Here is a 26,385-nt window from a genome sequence, read left to right on the forward strand (position 1 = left end):
AGTGCATCTTCGAAAAATAGCTGCTTGCAGCGGAAACTCCAGAATCAAAAACGGCGCCAGAGGCGCCGCTTTCTTAACCTGTCGCTCAATCGTCGCGCCCTGGAGGTCGGGCAGCGGGACGATCGTTTACGCCTTAGCGGAACGAACGGGCTGCTACGTTACGGATGTCGTAACGGGTCAGGCCGATGTCGCTCAGAGCCTGGTTGGAGAGGCTGCCGAGTTCGTTGATCGTGCGGCGGTAGGAGATCCAGTTCTTTGCGATGCGGATAGGGTTCATGGTCGTTTCCTCAATCTATCTCTGTTGATTTCGTCTGCCGGCTCAGCGGTTTCTCTGTGCTCTCGGCTGTTGAGGTTTATATATAGACATGAAGCCATGTTGTGCAGTGCAGAATTTAGGCTACTGCCATGCATTTGTGCAGTATGTCGTCTAAATTTGCGGCTTTGGGTATCATATGGGCAAGATATGAGCGGAAATGCCTGCCTTTGAGGCGGCTTTGAGGGGTATGGCGGCCTTAGACGGCTTTCGAAGGGGCTCTGCGGCGTGAGAGGGCAATCGGAGCAGGCTCGGACATCATCCTCGCGTACGCCAACACTCGGCATCAATGCATTCATCCGTCGGCCCAGCAGGCGGTACAGAAGAATTGCTTCGAGGTGGGCGCCGCCCAAAACGAAAAAAGGCCAGAGGCGGAAGCCTCAGGCCTTTTTGGGTAGGTCGTCTCGCATCCGCCGCAGAGCGGCGGGGCGTCCAATTAGAAGCCGACGGCGGTCTTGGCGACGCGGCGGATGTCCTGACGGCCAATGCCGAGGTCATTCAGTTCGCGGTCGGTCATGCGGCCGAGTTCGGTTACGGTCTGACGATACTTGCGCCAGTTGGTGAGCGAGCGTGCAATGTTCATTTTCATCTTCCTCTTCGTGCTGTTCAGTCGCCGCGGCCAGTCTTGGGAGGCTTTGGTCCGGGGCTGAACTCGATCTCTGTATGACCATAAATATAATCGGTTTAATCAAAACAAAAACAGACAAAGCAAGATGCCACCTATGCATTAAACGCAATGCAATCCCGTAAAACGCCCCGATTGCGGCGATTCATGCATAATTTGTGACCAATTTGTGTGCTTTTGATGGAGTTATCCGCTGCAGCCTTGCGGCGGTGCGTCATGCGGCGGCTGCGTGCGGCGGTACCGGCGCCATCATGTGCCCGCCATGCCATATTATATATAATGTCAGTGCAGCCGCGTGTTAGCGTGAAGCGGCCATATGATGGGGGGTCGGTAATCGGGGAGGACGATGGCGCGCTACGCCGCTTTCGTCCCTGTATCCGGAAGGCTTGCCGGTCTTTCGTGTTCCGAAAATCCGTTGGCCGGTCGCGAAAGCGGGTCGGGCCTCCTTCTGCCCAGCCCGGCCGGCAAGAAAAGTCCGGGCGAAACGAAAGGCAGCGGAACGGCGTGCTTGACCCTTTCTGAACATTGTGACATACCGCCGCCCAACGTGCGGGTATGGCGGAATTGGTAGACGCATTGGTTTTAGGTACCAACGCTTCGGCGTGGGAGTTCGAGTCTCTCTACCCGCACCACAAGCAAGGCATGGCTGTGCCACGCTTGCGCCAGAGTGCATCCTTACAGGATGCGGGGAGCTTCGGGGTTCATTTCTCCCCTTTGGTCTTTATTCTCCGGTGCAGGCGTAACGGTGTCCGGCAGGCGCTTGTGTAAGAAATAAGGGAAGCCACGGCCGGGGAACGATGTTTCCGGCGCAGTGCTCGAAAGTAAACCAACGGCTGTCTGAGCACCGCCGCCATGATGTGAAGGTTAGGAAAATGCAGGTTATCGAAACGCTCGCTGAAGGGCTGAAGCGCGAACTCAAGGTCGTTATTCCGGCTGCCGACATGAAGGCCCGTCTGGACGAGCGCCTGGTCGACGCCAAGGACAAGGTTCGCATCAACGGTTTCCGTCCCGGCAAGGTGCCGGTTGGCCACCTGAAGAAGATGTACGGCAAGTCCATCATGGCCGACCTCGTCAACGAGCTGGTTCGTGAAAAGCCGTCCGAAATCCTCTCCAGCCGTGGCGAGAAGTCTGCAACGCAGCCTGCGATCTCCATGACCGAAGACGAGCAGGAAGCTGAAAAGATCCTGTCGGCCGAATCCGACTTCGAATTCACCGTTGCCTACGAAATCATTCCGGCCATCGAACTGAAGGCCAATGACGGCATCAAGGTTACCCGCGAAGTTGTGGAAGTGACCGAAGACGAAATCAACGAGCAGATCCTCAAGATCGCCGAAAGCGCCCGCACCTACGAGACCAAGAAGGGCAAGGCCGCTGAAGGCGACCGCGTCACCATGAACTACCTCGGCAAGGTTGACGGCGTTGCTTTCGACGGCGGCGCTGCTGAAGACGCTGAACTGGTTCTCGGTTCGGGCCGCTTCATCCCCGGCTTCGAAGACCAGCTGGTTGGCGTCAAGGCCGGCGACGAAAAGACCATCACAGTGACGTTCCCGGCCGATTACCCGGCGGCGAACCTTGCCGGCAAGGAAGCCAACTTCGACATCACCGTCAAGGAAGTTGCTGCCGCCGCTCCGGTTGAAATCAACGACGAACTGGCCGAAAAGCTTGGCCTCGAATCGGCTGAAAAGCTGAAGGAAATCGTCAAGGGTCAGATCGAAAGCCAGTACGGCAACGTCACCCGCCAGAAGGTCAAGCGTCAGATCCTCGACCAGCTGGACGAGATGTACAAGTTCGACACGCCGGCTGGCCTGGTTGACGCCGAGTTCGACAACATCTGGCGCCAGATCAACACCGATCTCGCTCAGTCCGGCAAGACCTTCGCTGACGAAGACACGACCGAAGAAGAAGCCCGCGAAGAATATCGCAAGCTGGCTGAACGCCGCGTCCGTCTTGGCCTCGTTCTCTCCGAAATCGGCGAAAAGGCCGGCGTCGAAGTGACCGAAGAGGAAATGCAGCGCGCGCTGTTCCAGCAGCTGCAGCAGTTCCCGGGCCAGCAGAAGGAAATCCTCGATTTCTTCCGCAACACCCCCGGCGCTTCCGCTTCGCTGCGCGCTCCGATCTTCGAAGAAAAGGTCATCGACAAGCTGCTCACCGAAATCTCGGTAACGGACAAGACCGTTTCCAAGGAAGAGCTGCTGGCTGACGACGGCGAAGAAGCCACGGAAACCAAGAAGAAGGCGCCTGCCAAGAAAAAGGCTGCTGCCAAGGCTGACGACGCCGCTGAAGGCGAAGAAGCCGCCCCGAAGAAGAAGGCTCCGGCCAAGAAGAAGGCTGCTGAAGGCGACGCCGAATAATCTTCTTCAGTGCAAGCTGATTTGAATGGAAGGGCCGTGGCGAAAGCTGCGGCCTTTTTGTTTGGCCGTCTTTTTTGGTGGGGTGCGACAGTCACCCGATCCACAGTCTTCCGACATGGTTATGTCATCCCTGGTTATTATGTTTCCAATCCATGGCCACCAGTTCATGCGTCACCGGCCAAAGCGGGGGAGTCAATGGAAGCGCCATGGGTGTCAGAAACTACCTGATCGAGGGTGTCTCCGGTGTCGGCAAGACATCGGTTGCAACAGAACTTCAGCGACGCGGCCATCATGTGATCCATGGCGACCGCGAACTTGCATATAAGGGCGACCCTGAAACGGGCGCGGCCCTTGATCCAGCTCTGGAGGGCGATGCGGCGGATATGCGTTTCCGTCACCGGCATCATATATGGGATGTCGAAAAGGTTCGGCGGATTGCCGCCGATCACAGCCAGACGCTCACATTCTTCTGCGGTGGCTCAAGGAATTTTCAGCGTTTTATCGATGTGTTCGCTGAGGTCTTCGTTCTCGATCTTGAAAGCGAGACCCTGCGAAGACGATTGATCGAAAGACCCCGGGACGAGTTTGGCGGACAGCCGGAGGAGCGGGAATTTGTTCTGCAGCTCCATGCGACGAAAGAAGACATTCCCGCTTACGCCACGGTCATCGATTCATCCCGATCTCTAAATGCTGTCGTGGATGATATTCTCGCGCGTTGCGCGCCACCAATTGAAAAAGAGTAGCGACCGGGCGTCCCGCATCCTTGTTCCGATCACAATGCAGTGCAGCATGATTTTTTGCTGCATATGCTCTTGTTCATCTCCCGTTCATCTGGCACCCTGCGGAGCATGATTTGCCCGGTCGTATCAGGCGGCCGTTCGGGCATTGCGCCGCTTGAAAGTGGCCTCATCGCAGCCAAACCATTGGCCTTAGCTTTTACCGTGCTTGCCGGGTTCTCCCGGTGCGCCCTTAATTTGCCAGGGGACAAGTATGTCGCTCCGAACGGGTTCTGCCCTTGTATTATTGTTCTTCACCGCAGCCGCGGCCGCCCATGCCGATGAGGCGGGGCTGATCTGGAAGCCGGTCAAGAATTCCGATCGGTCCTATACGGCGCGCATCGGCGCGAAACTGCCGGTCGATACCCCGATCCGGGCCGGGCTGGAAATGGGCATGAATGCCTCAAAGACGGGGCGGGTGGTGGATACGCCGGTGCGGCTGTGGGGTAATGTTACGTTGCTGGCCGAACAACTGCCGGGCGTCTCGCTTGCGCGGGATGTCGGCGTCATGTTCAACGCCCTGACAGGGTCGAGCAGCGTTTCCATGACCTCGCAGCAGAAGCGTATCGTTACGCCGGAGCTGGATATCGAGGCGAACCGCAATTTCACCGTGCGGTATGACGGCACGGCGCAGCAATGGAACGGGCTTGATGTCTCACAATCGCTGCGCCTGTCCCGCTCGGAAACCGGCACGGCCTTCGTGCTGACGGGGGCGAGCCGCAACAGTTTCAACGAGTTCAGCAGCGGTGTCGCGGTGGAACAGAAGCTGGGCGATCACCTGACGGTGCGCGGGACGCTGGATCAGGGTTATGCGGATCATTTCCGGCCGGGGGTAAGTGCGCGGTACAGTATTCGGTGGTGAGGGGGCGGGCTGGCTGTATACGGTTAGTTCGCAGGTGAGAAAGTCTCTTTAGGGGCGAAAACCTTTCCTCCGTCATGCCGGGCTTGACCCGGTATCCAGTGACGGCGAGTCGGCGCTGTGAAAGAGTCTTTCGTTATCAAAGACTTGATCGCGCTGGATCCCGGCTTAAGGCCGGGATGACGGGATGGGGATGCTGTGCTTTCTCAGAAGGCCGATTACGGCAACTCCGCCGTCTCAAAAGCCGCCCCCGTGCAACCTCAATCCTTCTTGATCTCACCCATGCGGTTCCACGCATCAAGCCCGGCAATCTTGTAGGCTTCCGCCAGTGTCGGGTAGTTGAACGTATTCTCCACGAAATATTCCACCGTGCCTTTGAGGTTCAGCACCGCCTGGCCGATATGCACCAGTTCGGTGGCACCTTCTCCGACGATGTGGACGCCGAGCAGGCGGCGGGTTTTCAGCGAGAAGATCATCTTCAGGAGGCCGCTGTCGAGACCCATGATGTGGCCGCGGGAGGTCTCGCGAAAATGGGCGATACCGCATTCATAGGGAATGTTGCGTTCGATGACTTCCTCTTCCGTCAGGCCGCAGGTGGAGATCTCCGGCACGGCATAGATGCCGTAAGGGAAGAACTGCGGCGGTTCGCCGGCCGGTGCGCCAACGGCATGGCGGGCGGCGATGCGGCCCTGTTCCATGGACGTGGAGGCAAGGCTCGGGAAACCGATGATATCGCCGGCTGCATAGATGTTCGGCACGGACGTCTGGAAGGTTTCAGGATCGACTTTCAGGCGGCCGCGGCTGTCGGCTTCCAGCCCGCAGGCCGATAGGTTGAGCGTATCGGTGGCGCCGACACGGCCGGCGGCGAAGAGGACGGTCTCGGCCTTCAGAACGCGGCCATTGCCGAGCGAGACGAGGCACTTGCCGCTCTCGTCGCGCTCCACCTTTTCCGCCTTCTGCCCGAAGATCAGCTTCATGTTGCGGTCGCGCAGCTGATAGGCGAAATCCTCGACGATTTCCTTGTCGATGAATTCGAGCATGGTTTCGCGCGGTTCCACCACCGTCACCTGCGTGTCGAGCGCGCTGAAGATGGTGGCATATTCGATGCCGATGACACCCGCGCCAACCACGATCATGGAGCGCGGCAGTTCCTTGATTTCGAGAATCTCGTCCGAATCGAGCACCGCTTCGCCATCGAAGGGAATATGCGGCGGCCGGTAGGGGCGGGTGCCGATGGTCAACAGAATGGAAGTGCCGGTGACATTCATGATCTCACCGTCGTTCTTCACCACCTTCATGGTGTTGGCGTCAACGAAGCTTGCCGTGCCGCGAATGTGCTGCACGCGGTTGCGGGCGAACTGGTGTTCCAGCACTTCCACTTCGTGATCCAGGGTGATGAGCAGGCGGCGGCGAAGGTCCTCGGCGTCGATCTCCTGCTTGACGCGATAGGAGCGACCGTAAAAACCGCGCTCGCGCCAGCCGGTGAGGTTGAGCGCCGTCTCGCGCAGGGTCTTTGAAGGGATGGTGCCGGTATGCACCGAAACGCCGCCGACGCGGCTGCCTTTCTCGATGACCAGAACCTTCTTTTCGAGCTTGGCGGCCTGAATGGCGGCCCGTCTTCCCGCCGGACCGCTGCCGACAACAATCAGATCGAACTGGTGCATGAAAAACCCCGGAATAGAATGCATTTCGATACCGGATGTCGCATCCGGCATGGCGTCGCCGCGAAATGGTCGTGATGCCATTTTGACGATGGGGAGTGATTCCCCCGTTTGCCTTGCCCGCTAGAGTGCAATGCAACAAACGCCTGCGTCAATCTGTAGCGCAAGAATCTGACGGATTCGTAACTGGGTGGGGATTTTCCGGAGGGTCGCGCGATTCACATCGGAGGGAGGTGGGTGTGGCTTACCCCCCTCTGCCCTGCCGGGCATCTCCCCCTCAAGGGGGGAGATCGGCAAGAGGCTCTCCTACGGCTCATTCTCAAACTTCGAGATAGTCGAAACCTAGCCGCATATCGATCTCCCCCCTTGAGGGGGAGATGCCCGGCAGGGCAGAGGGGGGTAAGCCACACCCACCTCCGTCCACTTTTCCTGAACATGCCCCTAAAACCCCAACAGCTTCATCCCGCACGGCACTGCCGAGCGGGTGATCGCTAGAGAGGTCGGGCGATTGCCCGGCTGCGCCTTGATTTGGTTTGGTGTGGGTCGGATGCGTTGCGCAGCCGGGTCTTTCACCATGCCGTATCTCGCAAGGACCGTGCACTGCACCCTGCGACATGGTCCTTTCCACGAACGTTGCCAGCGTTCCACCACCAGGACCGTCCTTTGGTTTCCGCCACGTCTGGCGTCCACCCGGCAGGACTGCGACCAATATAACAGCCTGTCGCGGAGCGGGGAAAAGCGGGGGTGAATTTTTCCGGTGTCAGTCTTCCTTGCGGGTGACGTGGCGGTGAAGTGCTGCAAGGTCCTGCCGCAGCGCAGCCAGTTCGGCCAGCACTTTCACATCGATCTTTTCATGCAGTGAAAGCACTTCCAGTTCTGCCTTCAGATTCACCTCATAATCCTTGGCGGCCTCGAAGCGGTCGCGGGCGGCCTGACGATTCTGCGACATCATGATGATCGGCGCCTGAATGGCCGCCAGCATGGAAAGAAGCAGGTTGAGGAAGATGAAGGGGTAGGGATCGAAAGCGCGGGTGGTCAGTACGATGGTGTTGATGATAGCCCAGAAAATCAGGAAAAAGCAGAAGCCGAGGATGAAACTCCAGGAACCGCCGACCCTGGCAATCTTGTCTGCCAGCCTGTCGCCGAAACTGGCGCCGGCGGAAAATTCCGCATTAATATCGCTCGAAACCAGCTTTTTCTGGTGCGCCAGCTCGAGAATGCGCCGTTCCACCTCGCCGATTTCACGAGAGGAGCGCTTGAAATGAGAGACGATATAGTCGGAGATATCTGACACGGGCGTGTCTCCGGTTCTGATTGGCGGTGCGGAGTTTTCCCGAGATAAACCCGCATGATGGCGGAATTCAAACGTTTTCCGCCACCATGGGTTCAGGCGTCCCTCGCCGAAATTCATTACACCGACGGCGCGCCCTCGTGCAGCCAATTGAAGCCGGGGAAAAAGCGCTCTTTTCCATATTGCTTGCCGAACATCATGTCGAATTGCAGCAGGCGATAATTGCGCACCACGTCAGGGACCGCGTTCGGCGCGATCGACCAGTCGGGCAGGGCATCGCCACCGGCCGTCACCAGCATGTGCCGGTCGATCACGGAAAAGGCCTGCTGAACTTCACCCAGCGTGCCGGTATAGAAAGGATCGGAAAAGCCTGCGGTCTTCAGCACGTGATAGGGCAAGAGCGCCGGGCTGATGGTGCCGATATTCTTACGCACGCCCTTCTTCGAAGACCACACGACGAGCGGCGTCTCGTGCTCCTTCTTCATCACCTCAAGCGGTGCGCGGCGGCTTGCCACCATGCCCGGCATATAGCCGCTTTCCACGAAGGTCTGGCCGAGCGGCGGCAGATGATCGCCGAAGAGGACGATGATGGTCTCACGATCGCGCTTCTTTGCCCAGCGCATCAGCTTCAGCAGCGCTTCGTCCGCTTCCACCACCCCTTGAGAATAGGTGGCGAGCGCCTGCGAGGCCGAAGCCGAGAGTTCGCCCTCAATGCCGATGGTGTTTTCGGCGTAACGGTTTGTCTCATAGGGGCCGTGTCCCTGCAGGGTGACGGCAAAGAGGAAGAGCGGGTTCTGCGTCCGGTCCGCCGTCGCCATGATCTCTTCCATCAGCGCGTCGTCGGAGGCAAAATTGCCGCGTTTTTCCATGGCCGGCAGCGTCTCTTCGGAGCGGAATTCCTCGAAGCCGAAATTTTTATAGACCTGCTTGCGGTTCCAGAACCATTCCTGGAACGGATGAACTGCGATGGCGGAATAACCTTCGCCGCGGAAGAAGCTGGCGAGCGAGGGCACCGGGCGGCGGATATATTGCTGGTAGGGAATGCTGCCATAGGGCAGGAAGGCGTTGGAAAAGCCGGTCAAGGCCTCGAATTCCACATTTGCCGTCATGCCGCCGAACTCGGGCGAAAACACGTTGCCGGACTGTTTGGCGCGGATGGTCGGCATGGGATCGGCCGAGAGATTCACGTTTTCAAGCCGGGTCGGATCCCACAGGGACTCGCTCATCAGCATGATGACGTCAGGGTAATCACCCTTGTTGGCGGCGAAAGATGCCGGTTCCGAGGTGAGATCGGCGATGCTGTTTTCGCCGTAACCCTCCGGCGCCGAGACATTGGCCATGGGAATATTGAAGGCGAAGGCCATCAGGAAGCCGTTGTGACGGTAGTTTTCCTGCTGATCCCACATCATGGGGATGATGTTGAGGCGATCGCGCACCCAGGAATAATGCGAATAGTCCATCAGCGAGGCGAGGCTGGCGAGAAGCGGCAGCGCCAGCGCAAGGCCGGCGGCGCGCTCACGCCAGCGCAATACCGGCGAATGACGGTGCGCCAGCAGCCAGAGAGCCGCGAGAGAGGCAATTGCGGCGCTGAGGCCGAGACCCACCAGCATCGCCGTAAACGGCTGCGCCTTCAGCATGGTTGGCAAAAGTTCGAGAATCTGCCGCCCGAACAACAGGTCTGAGGGATAAAGCGGATCGGAGAGATAGGTCTGTTTCTGCGCTGAGATCAGCCCCACCAGTGCGCAGAGCGGCGCGACCGCAATCAGCGAAAGATAACGCCGGCCGAGGATCGAATCCAGCGCGACGAGAAGGGCGAGCACGGCGGCAATGGTTGTCATGCCCGGACGCGCGGAGGAGCTGATGAAAGTGCCGACATCCTGAAGCGAGCCGCGGACGACCCATTCCAACGCCACGACCAACACGACGGACGCGACCGTCAGGTTGGCAAGCGTGTAGGCCGTGCCAGAAAGCTTCGAAAGGCTCCTTGTCCATGCAGGCGAAAAGACAAAACCAACCTTTTCGGAAGCCGTTGTTTTTGGCGCCGAATCTCTCAAACCCATACTCCGGTATTTCAGGCGCCAGCACCGATCCGGGGAGGTGAATCGGGTGTCGCAAAAGTGTCATGTAACTGTCACATAAGCGCGATGAACGCGACATGAACTTTATGAGATGTGCATATAAGCGCGATAACCTTCGCGTGAGGGCGGCTGTGTCGAGAAGCGCACGAATGAATGCAAGTGGGAATTGCTGCGTTGCGGAGCGATCACGGGCGCGGTATTGAAGGGTTATGAGCGACAGACACGATATAGAGAACCATCTCCGGATTGCCGTCGGGCAGTTCAATCCCACCGTTGGCGACGTGGCGGGCAATCTCGCCAAGGCGCGTGAAGCAAGGGCCGATGCGGCAACGCAGGGCGCCGATCTTCTGCTTCTCACCGAACTCTTCATTTCAGGCTATCCGCCCGAGGATCTGGTGCTGAAACCTGCTTTTTTGAAAGCATGTCTGAAAGCGGTGGAAGAACTGGCTGCGGAAACCGCCGATGGCGGGCCGGGTATCGTTATCGGTTTTCCGCGACAGGGCGAGACGGGTCGGCACAATTCCGTGGCACTTCTCGATGGCGGCAAGATCATTGCGCTGCGCGACAAGATCGACCTGCCGAATTACGGCGAGTTTGACGAAAAGCGTGTTTTCTCCGAAGGGTCGATTTCCGGGCCCTATAACTTCCGCGGCGTGAGGATCGGCATTCCGATCTGCGAGGAAATCTGGAACGACATGGGCGTCTGCGAGACGCTGGCCGAAAGCGGCGCGGAAATCCTGCTGGTGCCGAACGGCTCGCCCTATTACCGCGGCAAGCTGGATGTGCGCCATCAGGTGGCACTCCGGCAGGTGATCGAAAGCGGCCTACCGCTGGTTTTCGCCAACCAGCTGGGCGGGCAGGACGAGCTGGTGTTCGATGGTGCGAGCTTTGGCTTCAATGCCGACAAGACGCTCGCCTTCCAGATGAGCCAGTTCGAAGCCACGCTTGCCGTCACCGACTGGAAACGCACAGCGGATGGCTGGCGCTGCGAAAGCGGGCCATTTTCCAAGATTCCCGAGGGTGAGGAGGCGGATTACCGCGCCTGCATGCTGGGTTTTCGCGATTACGTCAACAAGAACGGTTTCAAGAGCGTGGTTCTCGGCCTTTCCGGCGGGATCGATTCGGCGATCTGCGCCGCCCTTGCCGTCGATGCGCTGGGCGAGGAGCGGGTACGCTGCATCATGCTGCCTTACCGCTATACCTCGGAAGAATCGCTGAAGGACGCCGCCGATTGCGCGAAAGCGCTCGGTTGCCGTTACGATATCGTGCCGATCGTGGAGCCGGTGGAAGGTTTCCTGTCTGCGCTGTCAGAACTTTTCGAGGGCACCGAAGAGGGCATTACCGAAGAAAACCTGCAGAGCCGCACGCGCGGCACCATCCTGATGGCCGTTTCCAACAAGTTCGGCTCAATGGTGGTGACGACGGGCAACAAGTCGGAGATGTCGGTGGGGTACGCCACGCTTTATGGCGACATGAATGGTGGTTTCAACCCCATCAAGGACCTCTACAAGATGCAGGTCTATGCCATTTCCGCCTGGCGCAACGCCCATGTGCCGCCGGGCGCGCTCGGCCCTTCCGGCGAAGTGATCCCCGCCAACATTATCGCCAAGGCTCCATCGGCCGAATTGCGCCCCAACCAGACCGACCAGGATTCGCTGCCGCCGTACCCGGTGCTGGACGATATTCTCGAGTGCCTTGTCGAGAAGGAAATGTCGGTCGAGGAAATTCTGGCGCGCGGCCATGATGTGGCGACCGTGCACCGGGTGGAGCATCTGCTCTATCTCGCCGAATACAAGCGCCGGCAATCGGCGCCGGGTGTGAAGATCACCAAGAAGAACTTTGGGCGGGACCGGCGTTATCCGATCACCAACCGGTTCCGGGATCGGTAGGGCGTTTCGGGAAGGCGCGTTTAACGCCGTCCCTGCTCAATGAATTGGGCAAGCGCATTGTGAGACGGTGCGGCATATTTCTTCTCCCCGCCGGGGAGAAGGTGGCCCAAAGGGTCGGATGAGGGGGCAACCCCTCCGTATATCACGAAGCTTGCTTGCCCCCTCATCCCGCTGCCGCGGACTTCTCCCCCTCGGGGAGAAGAAACAAGTGTCATGCGCTCGATCCACAGCGGAGCGTCTTGATTGGCGCGGAAAACTCCGCGCCGCTCACCTCAAATAACCTGCCCCACATCGATACGATTGCCGTCAGGGTCTTCAAACACAAAGGCCCTCAGACCATAATCCTTGTCCTGCAGCCCTTTGATGATGCGCAGCCCATGGCTTTTGCAAATCGCATGCAGCGCATCGACATCACTCACCATCATATGCGCCACGTTGAAAGGAGCTGCCCTGTGGGCCGGCTGTAATGTCAGGTGCAGCTCGGCATTGCCCTGTTTCAGGATCATGAAGCCGACAGGGTTGCCGTTTTCGAAGGTCTTTGCGAAACCCAGCACGCCGACGTAAAAGTCACGGGCCTTTTCGATATTTTTGACAGGAAGCATTGCGGCGATCCGGCCGAAGCGGATGCCGTGATCGGCGATGGTATTCATCGCGGAACCTCGGATCTGGGAGAAACGGGGAGGGTCACGGGCGGTGCCGGAACGCTGGCGTTTTTTCCGATTTGAATTTGCAGGACGGTGCCTGCGGCCATAGGATCATAATCACGGCGGTGGTTAAAGCAAACGGAATGTGCGCGCGTGCCAACGGTCCGAGCCAGACTTTTAAAGCCCGGGAGGCAGAATGCGCAGTTCCATCGAAATCTTCAACATCCGCACGCGACAGATGCGGATTGTGTGGCAGACGCCTGACCTGTTCGAGGCACCGAACTGGTCGCCGGATGGACAATATCTGCTGTTGAACAGCGATGGGCTGCTTTATCGCCTGTCTCTTGCCGCTGACGCGTCGCCGGAGGAGGTCGATACCGGCTTTGCCACGCTCTGCAACAATGACCACGGCATTTCGCCTGACGGTTCGCTTTATGCCATTTCCGACAAGGTGGAATTCGGCAAGAGCGCCATCTATCTCCTGTCCGCGGCGGGCGGCACGCCGCGGCTGATGACGGAGAACCTTCCTTCCTACTGGCACGGCTGGTCACCGGATGGGAAAAGCTTCGCCTATTGCGGCATTCGCGATCAGATTTTCGATATCTATTCCATGGACATAGACAACGGCGTTGAGACACGCCTTACCCATGGTGAGGGCCGCAATGACGGGCCGGATTATTCGCCTGACGGCGCGTGGATCTATTTCAATTCCAGCCGCACCGGACGGATGCAAATCTGGCGGGTGCGGGTGGATGGCTCAGCGGTGGAGCGCATCACCGACAGCTCCTATGGCGACTGGTTTCCGCACCCGTCACCAAGGGGGGACAAGGTTGTCTTCATTTCCTATGACGGCGACGTGTTCGATCATCCCCGCGATCTCGACGTGCGGGTGCGGCTGATGGATATGGATGGCGGCAATGTCGAAACGCTTTTCGAGCTGTTTGGCGGGCAGGGCACGATGAACTCTCCCAACTGGTCACCTGATGGCGACGAGTTCGCTTATGTCAGATATTTCCCGGTGGAATGATGAAGGTAAGGTGCGGCAGGCCACATTGCCGCACCACCTGCACGGCACTTGTGTTCGCAAGCTTTTTTGCCCATAGCTTCACCCGTCAGGTGCCCGCCCTTCGGCGGGAGAATCGGGAATCCGGTGAAAAACCGGAACGTGCCCAACGCTGTGAGGCGGATGCTCTTTTTCTCATGCCACTGGAGCAATTCGGGAAGGCGAAACGGGGCGGATGAAGCTTAGTCAGAAGACCGGCCTGGCAGGATGGACCGAACCGCGCGGACGGCGGCAGGTTGCTGGAAAGCGCGTTGTCGCTGCAAACCTCCCATGGTTTCGGCACCGGCCCGCCCCGCATTGTTAGGGATAAACGATGCAGACCGAACCGCCCGTCGCCATGCCGCCCGACTCCAACCCGTTCGATCACGCGCTTTCACCCGCCCGCCCGTTTTCCGGCGAGGAGCGTGAGGCCGTCTATCGTGCCATCGAAACCCGCCGCGATGTGCGCGACCAGTTCCTGCCGGACCCGCTGCCGGATGATCTCATCGAGCGCCTTTTGAGGGCGGCGCATTCGGCGCCCTCGGTCGGTTTCATGCAGCCGTGGAACTTCACCCTCGTCACCGATGGCGCCGTGCGCCAGGCGGCATGGGTGGCCTTCAGCCGCGCCAATGAAGAGGCGGCGGCGATGTTTACGGGTGAAAAGCAGGCGCTTTATCGCAGCCTGAAGCTCGAAGGCATCCGCAAGGCGCCGCTCAGCATCTGCGTCACCTGCGATCCGACACGGGGTGGCAAGGTGGTGCTGGGTCGCACCCATAATGCACGCACGGATGTCTATTCCACCGTCTGCGCCATCCAGAACCTCTGGCTCGCGGCCCGCGCCGAAGGCGTCGGCGTCGGCTGGGTCAGTATTTTCCATGACAGCGATATCAGGGCCATTCTGGATATCCCCGATCATATCGAGATTGTCGCCTGGCTGTGCCTCGGTCGGGTCGATACGCTTTATACCGAACCGGAACTGGCGGTGAAGGGCTGGCGGCAGCGCGTGCCGCTGGAAGAGCTTGTTTTTCGTAACCGCTGGGGTGGGGTATAGACCCGGAGGCCTGCGAAAAGGGCGGGACGTTGCCGCGCATTTCTTCTCCTCGCCGGGGAGAAGGTGGCCCGAAGGGTCGGATGAGGGGGCAACGGTAGAGATTTACGGAGAGCTTGCCCCCTCATCCCGCTGCCGCGGACTTCTCCCCGCCGGGGAGAAGAAACAAGGGGCACGCGCTCGCACCATTCCGCGTGCAGAAGAGATTTCACTGCTGTGGCTGGATACCCTTCAGCGCCGGGTTCTTCAGGTCGATCTTGCCGGTCTGGTCCGGCAGGAATTTGGGCCCGATGACGCGTACTTTTGTGTCGTTCGGGTCATAGTCGCGCTCAGGAACAGGTTGTTCCGGCGGCTTTGCGGCCTGCTGCTCGGCGGGCTTCGGGGCCTTGTCACCTTGCGGCGATGGAATGGTGGTGATGCTGGAATAGGGCTTTTCGGCTTGCGGCCGGGACGCCTGTTCCTGCTTTTGCATCTCCTCGTGATAGGCGGCCATGTTGCAGGCGCAGCCGGGCGCTTTCGTTGAGGCATTGCGATAGGCGAAGGCGGTCGGCAGGTCCTTGTAGGGTTTTCCGGTTTCAGCGGACACCATGTCTGCTGTTTCCTGATCCGTCATGGAGTGGAAATAGAGCTCCGTCTCGGTTCCCGGGCACATTTTCTGGCACTGTTCGGCCTGGGCGCGGAAATCGAGCGGCGAGGCGTTGGAGGCGATCGGGAAGAATGAGCCGTCGCAGGTGCGCACGCAGAGTGTGCGAAGCCCGCCCTCCGCGGCGTTGGGGTAAGGGGAAAGGCCCGCCTGTCCCGGCTCACCGCCATTCTGCCTGAAGGCATCGGGATAACGCGTCACATCGGGTGCAGGCGATGCTTGACGGTTCATCTCCTCAGCGGGGGCGCAGCCATTGGCATCGAGGGCGGCAAGAATGCGCTCGCGCCTGGTATCGCCGTCGTCGCTCCTTGCCGCCGCCATGGCGTCGTCGCGATCGCGGATGATCGCGTCGCGTTCGGCCTCGGCATCCACCAGCGCATCGCCGATCTCGGCGCAGAGCCCGGCATTAGGATTGCCATAAACGATGACGCTGCCGGACGAGCAGCCATAGCTGCGCATGTCGTTCCTGATCTTGCGGATGAGGATGTTCTGGTGGGTAAGCGCATTGGCGTAACGCCGCACCTCGGCCGTGTTGCCGATGACACGGGGTGGTTCTCGCAACTGTTGATAAAGCGTATCGCACACCTGATCCGCAAGGGCAGCGGCAGGAGCGATGAAAACAAGGGGAAGCAGAAGGCCGATGATACGGCTGCGCCGGGTCAATTGTGCGATCCGTTTGATGTCCCCGGCCGGTGGCAGGGGTGTTATGCTTCAGGAAATCCGTGTTTCAGGAAGATAACATAAGCTGTTGACGCATTGCGGCAACAGCATGTTCAAAACTGCGTTAACGCCGACCGCGTGTCGCTTTTCCACCTATTCGGCGGACACGAATTCGACCTTGATCCTGTCAGGGTCTTCAACGAACAGCGCGTAATAATTTTTATCGCCGTTCGCATAGGGGTATCGGTCGTCATAGAGAACCGAAACATGGTTTTGGGCGCAATGCATCTTGAGTTCGTCCACCACGCCGCGAGACGCGACCTGAAACGCGAGATGATTGAGCCCAACGCCGCAACGATGATAATCGCGTTCACGATGCTTTTTCTCCACCTGTACGAAGGTCAGGTAGGCATCCTTGTCATTTGCGATAGTAAAGCCGCTTTCCCAACGGGAGGCTACATCGTAGCCAATCTTTTGCAGAATGCTTGACCAGAACTGAAACGATTTTTCGATATCTGAAACATATATCTCAACGTGATCAAGCATATCTTTCGCTCATAAATAATAAAATAAAATATTAAATCTAAAAATCTGTATTATTTTCTATACTCGCAACTAAAAAGCCGCACGTCAATGCGCGCGGCTTTCTGGATCAATTTAGCGGGGTGTTAGACCGAAGGGTGCGAGGCCTGCACCACGGCAAAGGCCGCCATGTTGACGACGCCGCGCGAGGTGACGCTTGGCGACAGGATGTGGGCGGGCAGGGCCGTGCCGAGCAGGATCGGGCCGACATGCAGGCCTTCCGTCAAGGTGCGGGTGACGCCCAGCGTGATGTTGGCCGCATCGAGGTTCGGGAAGACCAGCAGGTTTGCTTCGCCGGTCAGCACGCTGTTGGGCATGGCGCGTTTGCGCAGCGCTTCTGACAGGGCCGAGCCGCCCTGCATTTCGCCGTCCACTTCCAGTTCGGGTGCAGCCTCCTGCACGATCTTCAGCGCGCGGCGCATCTTGCGGGCGCTTTCGGAATCGCGCGAGCCGAAATTGGAATGGCTGGCGAGCGCGATTTTCGGCGTGATGCCGAAGCGGCGGATTTCCTTCGCGGCAAGAATGGCCATTTCGGCCACTTCTTCCGATGTCGGATCGTTGTTGACGAAGGTATCGGTGAGGAACAGCGCACCCTGCTGGGTGATGAGCAGGCTGAGGCCGGCGAAGGAGCGGACGCCGTCCTGCTTGCCGATGATCTGGTTCACGTCGCGCAGATGGCGGTCGTAACGGCCTTCGAGACCGCAGATCAGCGCATCGGCTTCGCCACGCTTGACCGACAGCGCACCGATGACAGTCGTGTTGGTGCGCACGATGGTGCGTGCCGCTTCCGGGTTGATGCCGGCGCGGCCGACCAGGGCGAAATAATCATCCACGTAGTCGCGGTAGCGCGGATCGTCTTCCGGGTTCACCACGGCGAAATCCGTATGCGGGCGGATGCGCAGACCGAAACGCTTGAGGCGCGTTTCGATGATCTGCGGACGGCCGATGAGGATCGGGATGCCGGTGCCTTCTTCCAAGAGCACCTGGGCGGCGCGCAGCACGCGCTCGTCTTCGCCTTCGGCAAAGATGATGCGCTTCTTTTCGGCGGCCTTTGCGGCGTTGAAGACAGGCTTCATGATGAAACCCGAGCGCCAGACGAAGCGGTTCAGCTGGTCGAGATAGGCTTCGAAATCGGTGATCGGCCGGGCGGCAACGCCGCTTGCGGCGGCAGCACGGGCAACGGCCGGGGCAATGCGCAGGATAAGGCGCGGATCGAAGGGCGAGGGGATGAGGTAGGTCGGGCCGAAGATCGGCGTTTCGCCGCTGTAAGCCTTGGCGGCCACTTCGGAAACTTCCTCACGCGCGAGTTCCGCGATGGCCTGCACGGCGGCCATCTTCATTTCCTCGTTGATCGTCGTCGCGCCGCAATCGAGCGCGCCGCGGAAGATATAGGGGAAGCAGAGCACGTTGTTGACCTGGTTCGGGAAATCCGAACGGCCGGTGCAGATCATCGCGTCCGGGCGGGCGGCACGCGCCTCTTCCGGCATGATTTCTGGCTTGGGGTTGGCAAGCGCGAGGATCAGCGGGTTCTCCGCCATGCGCTCCAGCAGTTCCGGCTTCAGAACGCCTGCCGCCGACAGGCCGAGGAAGACATCGGCGCCGTCGATCGTTTCGGCCAGCACGCGCTTGTCGGTCTTCTGGGCGTAAACTTCCTTCCACTCGTCCATCAGCGTATTGCGGCCGTCATAAACGAGGCCCTCGATGTCGTGGACCCAGATGTTTTCTTTCTTCGCGCCCATCGCAACGAGGAGATTGAGGCAGGCAAGGGCTGCCGCACCGGCGCCCGAGGCAACGATCTTGACGCTGGACAGGGACTTTCCGGCCAGTTCCAGAGCGTTGGTGACAGCAGCGGCGACGATGATCGCGGTGCCGTGCTGGTCGTCGTGGAAGACGGGAATGTTCATCTTCTCGCGCAGCTGGCGCTCCACCTCGAAACACTCCGGCGCTTTGATGTCTTCAAGGTTGATGCCGCCGAAGGTGGGTTCCAGCGCCGCGATGGTGGAAACCATGTCGTTAATGCCGGGCGCGTCGATCTCGATATCGAACACGTCGATACCGGCGAATTTCTTGAAAAGGACGGCCTTGCCTTCCATCACGGGCTTGGAGGCAAGCGGGCCGATATTGCCGAGGCCAAGCACGGCCGTGCCGTTGGAGATGACGGCGACGAGATTGGCGCGGGCGGTGTAATCCGCCGCCATTTCCGGATTTTCATGGATGGCGAGGCAGGGTGCGGCGACACCCGGCGAATAGGCGAGCGCCAGATCGCGCTGGTTGCCGAGCGGCTTGGTGGCCTGGATCTCCAGCTTGCCGGGGCGCGGATAGCGGTGGAAAAAGAGCGCCTGTTCTTCGATGTCGGCCTTTGCCGTGTTGGCGGGCGTGTTGTTCTTATCGTGAGAGGTCATGTCTTCCACCGTCGTATCTGGTTTTATTTTGGACCCCTGAATACAACAAACTTCCCCGTGGTACAGCCGTTATTTACGGGCGTCTTATGCAAATGCGGCCACGGCTTATTCGCGTTTTCGTGAAGCGTTTCGTCATATTCCCTGCAAAAAACGGCCGCTGTCATGTTGCTGAAACACGAGTCTGGTTCTGAGAGGGAAGAAAGCCGCAGGGACGCAACCGAACAGGGGGATGAAATCCGTGGCCGGTCAAATCGAAACCAGACAGTTCAGAACGCTTTTCATTTCGGATGTTCATCTTGGTTCCAAGGCGGCCAAGACTGACTATCTGCTGGACTTCCTCAGACATCACGAGGCCGAAACGATCATTCTCGTCGGTGACATCGTCGACGGCTGGCGCCTGCGCCGCAGCTGGTACTGGCCGCAGGGCTGCAACGACGTGGTACAGAAGCTGCTGCGCAAGGCCCGCAAGGGAACCCGCATCGTGTATATTCCCGGCAATCACGATGAATTCCTGCGGGAGTTCCCCGGCATGCATTTCGGCGGCATCGAAGTGGCCGAGCGCATGATCCATGAGGCGGCCGACGGCAGGAAATATCTCATCATCCATGGCGACGAGTTCGACGTGGTGGTGCGCAACGCCCGCCTGCTCGCCTATCTCGGCGACTGGGCCTATGACGCAGCAATCGCCATCAATATCGCCATCGCCGCCGTACGCCGCCGCATCGGCCTGCCTTACTGGTCGTTTTCGGCCTGGGCCAAGCTGCAGGTGAAACACGCCGTCAACTTCATCGGTGAATTCCAGCGTGTGGTGGCGGATGAAGCCCGGCGCAACAATGTCGACGGCGTGATCTGTGGCCATATTCACCACGCCGTCATGGAAGACATGGACGGCATACGTTACATCAACACCGGCGACTGGGTGGAAAGCTGCACGGCGATTGCCGAGAACGCCGATGGCAGCTTCGAGCTGATCACCTGGATGCAGACGAGCGAAGTGGTTGCCGAGCAGACATCAGACGAGATGGAGCCGGTGAATATTCCGGGGCTGATTGGCAAGCACGCGGCGTGATTGGAGCGTTTGACGGGCGCTGATGGTAGGCTCACCTGTAAACGAGTGTTGGTTGAAATTGTAGCATCCGCATACCGTCATCCCGGCCCTGAGCCGGGATCCAGTGCGATCAAGTCTTTGATCGCGTAAGACTTATTTCTCACGGCGCAGACGCGCCGTGGCTGGATGCCGGATCAGGTCCGGCATGACGGAGGTGAGGCTTTAGAGGCTTCTCAGTAACCTTCCGGTGACGCACCGGAGAGAGGGTGCGAATGCAGCCTCTAGGCACCAACCCAGTCCGGACCCTTAGCGAGAGCTCTACCCCCACAATTCCGGCCGCGCCGGATAAACAAGCGACCCTTCATAAACCAGCCCAGGCTCCCGATCCTCGGCCAAAAGCAGCGGGCCGTCGAGATCGGCAAAGGCCGTGCCCTGCGCGGCAAGCACGGCAGGTGCCATGCCCAGCGAGGTGCCGAGCATGCAGCCGACCATGATGGTGAAACCGAGCCTTTCGGCCTCCGCCTTCATGACAAGCGCCTCCGTCAGGCCGCCGGTCTTGTCGAGCTTGATGTTGATCGCGTCGTAGCGGTCGCGCAGGCCGGTGAGGTCCTTGGTGGAATGCACGCTTTCATCGGCGCAGATCAGCACCGGATGGTCGATACGGGAGAGAATGGCGTCCTTGCCGGCGGGCAGGGGCTGTTCGATCAGCGATATCTTCAGCTCTGCCGCAAGCCTCAGATAATATTCGATATTGTCGTCGTTCCAGCCTTCGTTGGCATCGATGATGATGCGCGCCTCGGGTGCGGCTGCGCGGACGGCCCGCAGGCGGGCTTCATCGTCGGCTGTGCCGGTCTTGATCTTCAGAAGCGGACGTCCGGCGTTCTCTGCGGTCTTTGCGGCCATGGTCTCCGGGTCTGCAAGCGAAATCGTATAGGCTGTGACGAGCGGCTCTGCCTCCTGTCCGAGGACCTGCTCGGCGACGCTCTGGCCGCTCATCTTCGCCTCGAGATCCCAAAGCGCGCAATCCACCGCATTACGGGCCGCACCCGGTTCCATCGCCTGCTGCAACTCCTGCCGCGTCAGGCCTGCGGCGATCCGCTCCGCCATCGCCTCGATATCGGCAATGACGCCTTCGATGCTTTCGCCATATCGCGGATAGGGCACACATTCACCTCTGCCGGTGAAGGAACCATCGCGGATGGTGCACGTTACGACATCCGCATGCGTCCGGGTGCCGCGTGAAATGGTGAAGCTGCCAGCAACGGCGAAACGTTCTGTTGTGGCTTGAAGGTAACGGGGCATGTTTTTTCACTTCCGATTGGGCGTCAAATGACACATGACGCCAAATTTATCACGAATTGTCGGCTGCCACTGTGGCTTGCCGGAGGCCGAAACGTTATGAAACCTTTAAGAATCTCGTGACGGCTGCATTCGCTCGGAGCATTATGCAAGAACAGGACACACGGCAACAGGCGACCCCGGCCGCAATCACCGAAGACGGCACCGTCTCCGGCGGCGGCCTGCGCTATGTCATGAGCGGCTCCTGGCGCAACAGTAATCTCTCCGCCGTTTTACCTGATCTCGATAAGATCGAAAAAAGCAGACCCGCCGGCCCGGTGGAGATCGAGCTTTCCTCCGTCGAGTCCATCGATACGACCGGCGCCTGGATCATCCAGCGCCTGCGCAAGGACCTCGAGGCGAATGGTGCGACCGTCACGCTCAGCGGCAACGACCGTATCGAGCAGGTGATCGGGCAGCTGCCCGACAAGGCGGAGATGGAGGCGGAGCCGGTCGCGCGTGAGGGACTGGTGGAGCGCATCTTTTCTCCGATCGGCAAGGCCGTGGTCCAGAATGGCGCGGATTTCCTGGCGGGCATGTATATTCTGGGTTCGGCAGTGCGCGGTGCGCAGATGAAGCTCGGACGCGGGCGCGGCGTCTCGCCGGCGGCAATCGTCAACCAGATCGACCATATGGGCGTGCGCGCCGTGCCGATCATCATGCTGATGTCGTTCCTGATCGGTGCCATCATCGCCCAGCAAGGCGCGTTCCAGCTCAGATATTTCGGGGCTGAGGTCTTCGTCGTCGATCTGGTCGGCATTCTCCAGCTGCGTGAAATCGGTGTGCTGCTGACTGCGATCATGATCGCCGGCCGCTCCGGCAGCGCCATCACCGCCGAAATCGGCTCCATGAAGATGCGCGAGGAAATCGACGCGCTGAAGGTGATTGGCCTCAATCCCGTGGGCGTGCTGGTGTTCCCGCGGCTGGTGGCGCTCACCATTGCGCTGCCGCTTCTGACCATTCTCGCCAATTTTGCCGCGCTTTTTGGTGCTGCCATCGTGGCGCTGCTTTATTCCGGCATCACTTTTGAGGTGTTCCTCTCGCGTCTGCATGGCGCGGTGGAGGAATCGACCATCGCAGCGGGCATGATCAAGGCGCCGTTCATGGCGCTCATCATCGGCATCGTCGCGGCGGTGGAGGGCATGAAAGTGGGCGGCTCGGCGGAATCGCTCGGCCAGCACGTCACCTCCTCGGTGGTGAAGTCGATCTTCGTCGTCATTCTGGTGGATGGTCTTTTTGCCATCTTCTACGCAGCCATCGATTTCTAGGGAGGGCGCGTTGGAAACACTGGACCAGAAACCGCAGCAGCAGGCAAAGACCGGAAAAGACGGCCGCGAGGTGGTGCTTTCCGTCGAGGGCGTGACAGTCGGCTTTAACGGCCGGAACGTGCTGGAAGATCTCAATCTCGATGTCTATCGCGGCGAAATCCTGGGTTTCATCGGTCCCTCCGGGGCCGGAAAATCCGTGCTGATGCGCACGGTCCTGCGGCTTTTGCCACGGCAGGCGGGCACGATCAGCATTCTCGGCTCTGATTATGACAAGGCGGGCGAGGACGAGCGCATGAGGCTCGACCAGCGGCTTGGGGTGCTGTTCCAGCAGGGCGCGCTGTTTTCCGGCCTGACGGTGAAGGAAAACATCCAGCTGCCGATGCGCGAATATCTCGATCTGCCGAAGAAACTGATGGACGAGCTTGCCTATCTCAAGATCGAGATGGTGGGGCTGAAGCCCGATGCGGGCGACAAATACCCGTCCGAACTGTCAGGCGGCATGATCAAGCGTGCTGCCCTTGCCCGGGCGCTGTCGCTCGATCCCGACCTCGTTTTCCTCGATGAGCCGACATCCGGCCTCGATCCCATCGGGGCGGCGGAATTTGATATGCTGATCGCGCGGCTGCGCGATTCGCTCGGCCTGACCGTCTATATGGTGACGCACGATCTCGACAGCCTGTTCTCCGTCTGTGACCGCATTGCGGTTCTCGGCCAGAAGAAGGTGCTGGTGGAAGGGACGCTGCAGGACATGTTTGCCTGCGACGACCCGTGGGTGCAGTCCTATTTCCGCGGTAAACGGGCGCGCTCTGTCGTTCTTCCGGACGACAGGCAGGAACATCCGGTGGAGTAACGAGAAGCATGGAAACCAAGGCGAACTACACCATAGTCGGAATTTTCACGCTGATCGTGATCGCCGCTGCATTCGGCTTCGTTTACTGGATGGCGGAATTCGGCCGCGGTGGCCCGACAGCACAGCTTGTGGTGCGTATTCCGGGCTCCGCCAATGGCCTTTCGGTAGGCTCTCCGGTGCGCTTCAACGGTATTCCCGTCGGCACGGTGCGCGGGCTTGCAATCGACCGCGACGACCCGGCCTATTCCATCGCCTTTACAGAGGTACAGGCGGATGCGCCGGTTTTCCCTTCCACACGCGCCGTGCTTGAAATTCAGGGCCTGACCGGAGCGGCGTATATCGAGCTTTCCGGCGGCAACAAGGATGGCGAGCGCATTCTGCAGAAAGCCGTCGAAAGCGGTGTTCCGGCCGAGCTGACGGCCGATCTTTCCAGCGTCACCAACCTGCTTGCCACCGCCGACAAGATACTGAAGCGCGCCGATGGCGCCATCGGCGAATTGCAGGGCTTCGTGCAGGATGCGCGCGGCCCGCTGACGCAGACGGTTCGCAATGCCGAAAAATTCTCCGATGCGCTGGCGGCAAACTCCGATGGCATCAAGAATTTCATTGCCAGCCTCAGCTCGCTTTCCACCACCGTACAGTCGGTCTCGGTGCGCCTCGACGGCACGCTGAGCGCCATCGAAGATCTGGTGAAGGCAGTGGATGCCGGCAAGATCGATTCCATCCTGTCCAATGTCGACAAGGTGACGAAGGATGTCGCGTCGGCTTCGAGCGATATTCAGGGCATCATGGAAACGGTGCAGAGCACGGCGCGCAATTTCGAGGCGGCAAGCACGGAAGTGCAAACGGTCGTCAAGCGCGCGGATGAGCTTCTCGCCTCCGTCGATCCCGCCAAGGTGGGCACCGTGGTTGACGACGTTTCCTCTGCGACCGCCGATGCGCGCGATGCTGTCGCGAACTTCAAGCGGATCGCCGATGATGTGGGCGCACGGCGCGCCGATATCGATCAGGCGGTTTCCGATTTCACCGAGATGGGCCGCAAGCTGAACCTGGCCTCCAGCCGCGTTGATGGGATTCTCGCCAAGGTGGACGGCATGCTCGGCACTGACGACGCCAATTCGCTGTTTGCCAAGGCGCGTGAGACGCTCACCTCCTTCAAGGCGGTGGCCGACAATCTCAATGCCCGCATCGGGCCGATCGCCGACAATCTGACCCGCTTCTCAAGCTCGGGCCTGAAAGATTTCCAGGCATTGATCGGCAGCACGCGACAGACGGTGGACAATCTCAACAATGCCATCACCAATATCGACCGCGATCCGCAACGGTTGATTTTCGGCGGCGAAACCGTGAAACAATATGACGGCAGAACAAGGCGCTAAGAGGGGTATGGGCCAATGAGACTATCGATGAACGGCCAACGCCGCGCCCTCGTTCTAGCTCCGCTGTTTGCTGCAATGATGGCGGGCTGCGCGGGCGCGCCGAAGAACGATACCTTCGATCTCTCCGTCTCGCCGGCGGCGGTGACGCAGGGGCCGTCGCTGAAAAGCCGTCAGCTGCTGATTGCCGATCCGACCGCCCTGAAGGCGCTGGACAGCGAAAACATCGTGGTGCGGCTTTCGGGCTCGGAAGTGCAATATCTCGGCAATTCGCAGTGGAGCGACCGCCTGCCGCGTATGGTGCAATCCAAGCTCGTGGAAGCGTTCGAGGATACCGGCAAACTCGGCGGCGTCGGCAGGCCGGGGCAGGGGCTGGCGATCGATTATCAGGTCGTGAGCGATATCCGTGCCTTCGAGATCGATACGGCGAAGAACCTCGCCAATATCGAAATCTCGGTGAAGCTCCTCAACGACCGAAACGGCACGGTGAAGGCGCAGGAGGTGTTCCGTTCCAGCGCCCGCGTCAGCGGCTCAGGCAACGCCAATTTCGTGAAAGCACTCGACCAGGCCTTTGCCGCCGCGACGCGCGAGATTGTGGCCTGGACGCTGAAGTCTCTCTGACGGTTGGTCCGTGCAGGCGCGGTGCCGGCACGGACGCTATCGGTATTTTCCCGATCGTTTCAGGCGGCGTCCTGCTGCGACTTCCATTCCGGCAGGGGGAAGACGCGGTCGTAGCTCCAGTTGAAGACAAAAGCATAGACCACGTAAAAAAGCGCGAAGGAGATATCCATCACCAGCGCGTGGGCAAGGCTGATATTCAGATACCAGGCGATGAAGGGCATCAGGACGATCAGCAGGCCGAGTTCGAACAGCACCGCGTGCCCGACCCGAATGGCGGGTGTCTTGAGCGTGGTGCCCTTCAGGCGCTGCATGGCGTGATCGAAGCCGAGATTATAGACGTAATTCCAGATGGTCGCGAGCGTGGCGCTGACGAGGCCCACGACGCCGATATCCTCCATGGGCATGCCAAACAGCAATGCGCCGAGTGGAATGACCAGCAGAAGCCCGATGATCTCGAAACTGAGGGCGTGGCGGATACGATCTTGCAGGGAGCGCATTCTATTCTCCGGTTTGTGACCGGGCCGTCCCGCATGCTGTCGCCGATGTGGCCGAGGTCGTCCTCGCGCCTGGTCATATATAGCTTTCGGGCGGATTTTTCAAGCATGGGGGACTTGGGGAGTGTTCCGCCTGCTTCGTCTCGCCGCCGCGGAAGAAAAAACAGGCGGCGACACGTTCATTCTTTCGACTGCACCAACGAAACCGTGATCGGAACAAGACCAGTGCATTTTCGTTATCGCTTACGGAAGGAGTCGTGCAATGCAGCAGAATTCCCTCGAAGGAAGAACGATCAAGGCCGCCAACCAGGCGAAGGTTTCGACTTACACGCCAAGCCTGATTTCCCTCAAGGGAAGTTACGTGGCGATGATATTTCGCAGACCGCTTTGCGGAAATCCGCTGGATCTGCGGAAGAAATAACAAAGCACGGCCAGTTCTGGCGCACCATTCGCATATCGAAACGACGACTGCCGACGTTAAGTTTATAAGGTGTCTCTAAAGTGTGATTTTCAATCCGGTTCGTCT

Annotated in this window: 23 protein-coding genes, 1 tRNA gene and 1 riboswitch; of the genes, 13 read left to right on the forward strand and 11 right to left on the reverse strand. The window is 59.5% G+C overall.

From position 1 onward, the window contains the following. Nucleotides 1–133: 133 nt before the first annotated feature. Together BLU28_RS26860 and BLU28_RS08290 are read right to left on the reverse strand one after the other, a co-directional pair. On the reverse strand, nt 134–277 hold the full coding sequence (locus BLU28_RS26860) for a DUF1127 domain-containing protein (protein ID WP_003495735.1): 144 nt from the start codon (nt 275–277) through the stop codon (nt 134–136). Nucleotides 278–749: 472 nt separating this feature from the next. Then, nucleotides 750–896 (reverse strand): DUF1127 domain-containing protein, encoded by a 147-nt coding sequence (locus BLU28_RS08290; protein WP_004442060.1) that lies wholly within the window; start codon nt 894–896, stop codon nt 750–752. Nucleotides 897–1,487: 591 nt separating this feature from the next. On the opposite strand from BLU28_RS08290, the gene BLU28_RS08300 reads away from it, so the two are divergent. The 4 genes from BLU28_RS08300 to BLU28_RS08315 all read left to right on the forward strand — a co-directional run bounded on the left by BLU28_RS08300 (nt 1,488) and on the right by BLU28_RS08315 (nt 4,927). Beyond that, nucleotides 1,488–1,570 (forward strand) — tRNA-Leu (locus tag BLU28_RS08300). Between the two features lie 240 nt (nt 1,571–1,810). Further along, nucleotides 1,811–3,289, forward strand: coding sequence for a trigger factor (gene tig / locus BLU28_RS08305; RefSeq protein ID WP_004442056.1), 1,479 nt, complete (start codon nt 1,811–1,813; stop codon nt 3,287–3,289). 206 nt (nt 3,290–3,495) lie between these two features. Next, complete coding sequence (locus BLU28_RS08310; protein WP_077986290.1) at nt 3,496–4,032, forward strand: AAA family ATPase; 537 nt, start codon at nt 3,496–3,498, stop codon at nt 4,030–4,032. Between the two features lie 247 nt (nt 4,033–4,279). Beyond that, the gene (locus tag BLU28_RS08315; RefSeq protein WP_077986289.1) at nt 4,280–4,927 is read left to right on the forward strand and encodes a hypothetical protein; all 648 of its coding nucleotides are present in this window, start codon (nt 4,280–4,282) and stop codon (nt 4,925–4,927) included. A gap of 257 nt (nt 4,928–5,184) precedes the next feature. Here the strand turns inward: BLU28_RS08315 and sthA are convergent, their stop codons facing one another. The 3 genes from sthA to BLU28_RS08330 all read right to left on the reverse strand — a co-directional run bounded on the left by sthA (nt 5,185) and on the right by BLU28_RS08330 (nt 9,936). Then, nucleotides 5,185–6,588, reverse strand: coding sequence for a Si-specific NAD(P)(+) transhydrogenase (gene sthA / locus BLU28_RS08320; protein ID WP_004442050.1), 1,404 nt, complete (start codon nt 6,586–6,588; stop codon nt 5,185–5,187). A 757-nt stretch (nt 6,589–7,345) separates the two neighbouring features. Beyond that, complete coding sequence (locus tag BLU28_RS08325) at nt 7,346–7,879, reverse strand: DUF1003 domain-containing protein (protein ID WP_035210951.1); 534 nt, start codon at nt 7,877–7,879, stop codon at nt 7,346–7,348. 116 nt (nt 7,880–7,995) lie between these two features. Then, nucleotides 7,996–9,936: an LTA synthase family protein gene (locus BLU28_RS08330; RefSeq protein ID WP_168247056.1), complete on the reverse strand. Its 1,941-nt coding sequence runs from the start codon at nt 9,934–9,936 to the stop codon at nt 7,996–7,998. 227 nt (nt 9,937–10,163) lie between these two features. Between BLU28_RS08330 and BLU28_RS08335 the strand changes: the two genes are divergently transcribed. Then, nucleotides 10,164–11,843, forward strand: coding sequence for an NAD+ synthase (locus BLU28_RS08335; RefSeq protein ID WP_004442045.1), 1,680 nt, complete (start codon nt 10,164–10,166; stop codon nt 11,841–11,843). 272 nt (nt 11,844–12,115) lie between these two features. Here BLU28_RS08335 and BLU28_RS08340 read toward each other — a convergent pair whose 3' ends face one another. Next, nucleotides 12,116–12,493, reverse strand: coding sequence for a bleomycin resistance protein (locus BLU28_RS08340; RefSeq protein WP_077986288.1), 378 nt, complete (start codon nt 12,491–12,493; stop codon nt 12,116–12,118). Between the two features lie 190 nt (nt 12,494–12,683). Here BLU28_RS08340 and BLU28_RS08345 point away from each other — a divergent pair, with 190 nt between their 5' ends. Both BLU28_RS08345 and bluB read left to right on the forward strand, forming a co-directional pair. After that, nucleotides 12,684–13,514 (forward strand): TolB family protein, encoded by an 831-nt coding sequence (locus BLU28_RS08345; RefSeq protein WP_077986287.1) that lies wholly within the window; start codon nt 12,684–12,686, stop codon nt 13,512–13,514. A gap of 70 nt (nt 13,515–13,584) precedes the next feature. After that, a riboswitch (cobalamin riboswitch) is annotated at nt 13,585–13,767 on the forward strand. A gap of 120 nt (nt 13,768–13,887) precedes the next feature. Beyond that, nucleotides 13,888–14,580 (forward strand): 5,6-dimethylbenzimidazole synthase, encoded by a 693-nt coding sequence (gene bluB / locus BLU28_RS08350; RefSeq protein ID WP_092651278.1) that lies wholly within the window; start codon nt 13,888–13,890, stop codon nt 14,578–14,580. Between the two features lie 205 nt (nt 14,581–14,785). On the opposite strand, the gene BLU28_RS08355 is transcribed toward bluB, so the two are convergent. The 3 genes from BLU28_RS08355 to BLU28_RS08365 all read right to left on the reverse strand — a co-directional run bounded on the left by BLU28_RS08355 (nt 14,786) and on the right by BLU28_RS08365 (nt 18,864). Further along, nucleotides 14,786–15,883 carry a DUF2865 domain-containing protein gene (locus tag BLU28_RS08355; protein WP_168247057.1) on the reverse strand — a complete coding sequence of 366 codons (1,098 nt, stop codon included), beginning with the start codon at nt 15,881–15,883 and terminating at the stop codon, nt 14,786–14,788. 150 nt (nt 15,884–16,033) lie between these two features. Then, a complete protein-coding gene (locus tag BLU28_RS08360) occupies nt 16,034–16,426 on the reverse strand; it encodes a VOC family protein (protein WP_004442037.1) in 393 nt (130 codons plus the stop codon). 122 nt (nt 16,427–16,548) lie between these two features. Further along, nucleotides 16,549–18,864, reverse strand: a complete 2,316-nt coding sequence (locus BLU28_RS08365) for an NADP-dependent malic enzyme (RefSeq protein WP_004442036.1) — start codon at nt 18,862–18,864, stop codon at nt 16,549–16,551. 229 nt (nt 18,865–19,093) lie between these two features. Here BLU28_RS08365 and BLU28_RS08370 point away from each other — a divergent pair, with 229 nt between their 5' ends. Continuing rightward, nucleotides 19,094–19,933, forward strand: coding sequence for a UDP-2,3-diacylglucosamine diphosphatase (locus tag BLU28_RS08370; RefSeq protein WP_006697377.1), 840 nt, complete (start codon nt 19,094–19,096; stop codon nt 19,931–19,933). A gap of 297 nt (nt 19,934–20,230) precedes the next feature. Here BLU28_RS08370 and dgcA read toward each other — a convergent pair whose 3' ends face one another. Then, nucleotides 20,231–21,214: an N-acetyl-D-Glu racemase DgcA gene (gene dgcA / locus BLU28_RS08375; protein WP_077986285.1), complete on the reverse strand. Its 984-nt coding sequence runs from the start codon at nt 21,212–21,214 to the stop codon at nt 20,231–20,233. Between the two features lie 143 nt (nt 21,215–21,357). Here dgcA and BLU28_RS08380 point away from each other — a divergent pair, with 143 nt between their 5' ends. From BLU28_RS08380 to BLU28_RS08395, 4 genes are read left to right on the forward strand one after another with little or no spacing between them, the layout of a single operon-like run. Then, nucleotides 21,358–22,518: an ABC transporter permease gene (locus tag BLU28_RS08380; RefSeq protein ID WP_004442030.1), complete on the forward strand. Its 1,161-nt coding sequence runs from the start codon at nt 21,358–21,360 to the stop codon at nt 22,516–22,518. 10 nt (nt 22,519–22,528) lie between these two features. Then, complete coding sequence (locus BLU28_RS08385) at nt 22,529–23,368, forward strand: ABC transporter ATP-binding protein (RefSeq protein ID WP_006697380.1); 840 nt, start codon at nt 22,529–22,531, stop codon at nt 23,366–23,368. A gap of 8 nt (nt 23,369–23,376) precedes the next feature. Further along, complete coding sequence (locus tag BLU28_RS08390) at nt 23,377–24,747, forward strand: MlaD family protein (protein WP_004442026.1); 1,371 nt, start codon at nt 23,377–23,379, stop codon at nt 24,745–24,747. A 15-nt stretch (nt 24,748–24,762) separates the two neighbouring features. Next, nucleotides 24,763–25,365: an ABC-type transport auxiliary lipoprotein family protein gene (locus tag BLU28_RS08395; protein ID WP_077986284.1), complete on the forward strand. Its 603-nt coding sequence runs from the start codon at nt 24,763–24,765 to the stop codon at nt 25,363–25,365. Nucleotides 25,366–25,424: 59 nt separating this feature from the next. On the opposite strand, the gene BLU28_RS08400 is transcribed toward BLU28_RS08395, so the two are convergent. Further along, entirely contained in the window at nt 25,425–25,862 is a 438-nt protein-coding gene (locus tag BLU28_RS08400) for a PACE efflux transporter (protein ID WP_004442023.1), read from the reverse strand. Between the two features lie 259 nt (nt 25,863–26,121). Between BLU28_RS08400 and BLU28_RS26285 the strand changes: the two genes are divergently transcribed. Then, a complete protein-coding gene (locus BLU28_RS26285) occupies nt 26,122–26,280 on the forward strand; it encodes a hypothetical protein (protein ID WP_004442022.1) in 159 nt (52 codons plus the stop codon). Nucleotides 26,281–26,385: the final 105 nt, after the last annotated feature.

It is taken from the genome of Agrobacterium pusense (assembly GCF_900102105.1).
GTDB lineage: Bacteria > Pseudomonadota > Alphaproteobacteria > Rhizobiales > Rhizobiaceae > Agrobacterium > Agrobacterium pusense.

What these genes read in the sequence shown, in the direction of transcription:
- BLU28_RS26860 (WP_003495735.1), bottom strand. Translation starts at nt 277, where the DNA reads ATGAACCCTATCCGCATCGCAAAGAACTGGATCTCCTACCGCCGCACG.
- BLU28_RS08290 (WP_004442060.1), bottom strand. Translation starts at nt 896, where the DNA reads ATGAACATTGCACGCTCGCTCACCAACTGGCGCAAGTATCGTCAGACC.
- tig (WP_004442056.1), top strand. Translation starts at nt 1,811, where the DNA reads ATGCAGGTTATCGAAACGCTCGCTGAAGGGCTGAAGCGCGAACTCAAG.
- BLU28_RS08310 (WP_077986290.1), top strand. Translation starts at nt 3,496, where the DNA reads ATGGGTGTCAGAAACTACCTGATCGAGGGTGTCTCCGGTGTCGGCAAG.
- BLU28_RS08315 (WP_077986289.1), top strand. Translation starts at nt 4,280, where the DNA reads ATGTCGCTCCGAACGGGTTCTGCCCTTGTATTATTGTTCTTCACCGCA.
- sthA (WP_004442050.1), bottom strand. Translation starts at nt 6,588, where the DNA reads ATGCACCAGTTCGATCTGATTGTTGTCGGCAGCGGTCCGGCGGGAAGA.
- BLU28_RS08330 (WP_168247056.1), bottom strand. Translation starts at nt 9,936, where the DNA reads ATGGGTTTGAGAGATTCGGCGCCAAAAACAACGGCTTCCGAAAAGGTT.
- BLU28_RS08335 (WP_004442045.1), top strand. Translation starts at nt 10,164, where the DNA reads ATGAGCGACAGACACGATATAGAGAACCATCTCCGGATTGCCGTCGGG.
- BLU28_RS08340 (WP_077986288.1), bottom strand. Translation starts at nt 12,493, where the DNA reads ATGAATACCATCGCCGATCACGGCATCCGCTTCGGCCGGATCGCCGCA.
- BLU28_RS08345 (WP_077986287.1), top strand. Translation starts at nt 12,684, where the DNA reads ATGCGCAGTTCCATCGAAATCTTCAACATCCGCACGCGACAGATGCGG.
- bluB (WP_092651278.1), top strand. Translation starts at nt 13,888, where the DNA reads ATGCCGCCCGACTCCAACCCGTTCGATCACGCGCTTTCACCCGCCCGC.
- BLU28_RS08360 (WP_004442037.1), bottom strand. Translation starts at nt 16,426, where the DNA reads ATGCTTGATCACGTTGAGATATATGTTTCAGATATCGAAAAATCGTTT.
- BLU28_RS08365 (WP_004442036.1), bottom strand. Translation starts at nt 18,864, where the DNA reads ATGACCTCTCACGATAAGAACAACACGCCCGCCAACACGGCAAAGGCC.
- BLU28_RS08370 (WP_006697377.1), top strand. Translation starts at nt 19,094, where the DNA reads ATGAAATCCGTGGCCGGTCAAATCGAAACCAGACAGTTCAGAACGCTT.
- dgcA (WP_077986285.1), bottom strand. Translation starts at nt 21,214, where the DNA reads ATGCCCCGTTACCTTCAAGCCACAACAGAACGTTTCGCCGTTGCTGGC.
- BLU28_RS08380 (WP_004442030.1), top strand. Translation starts at nt 21,358, where the DNA reads ATGCAAGAACAGGACACACGGCAACAGGCGACCCCGGCCGCAATCACC.
- BLU28_RS08390 (WP_004442026.1), top strand. Translation starts at nt 23,377, where the DNA reads ATGGAAACCAAGGCGAACTACACCATAGTCGGAATTTTCACGCTGATC.
- BLU28_RS08395 (WP_077986284.1), top strand. Translation starts at nt 24,763, where the DNA reads ATGAGACTATCGATGAACGGCCAACGCCGCGCCCTCGTTCTAGCTCCG.
- BLU28_RS08400 (WP_004442023.1), bottom strand. Translation starts at nt 25,862, where the DNA reads ATGCGCTCCCTGCAAGATCGTATCCGCCACGCCCTCAGTTTCGAGATC.
- BLU28_RS26285 (WP_004442022.1), top strand. Translation starts at nt 26,122, where the DNA reads ATGCAGCAGAATTCCCTCGAAGGAAGAACGATCAAGGCCGCCAACCAG.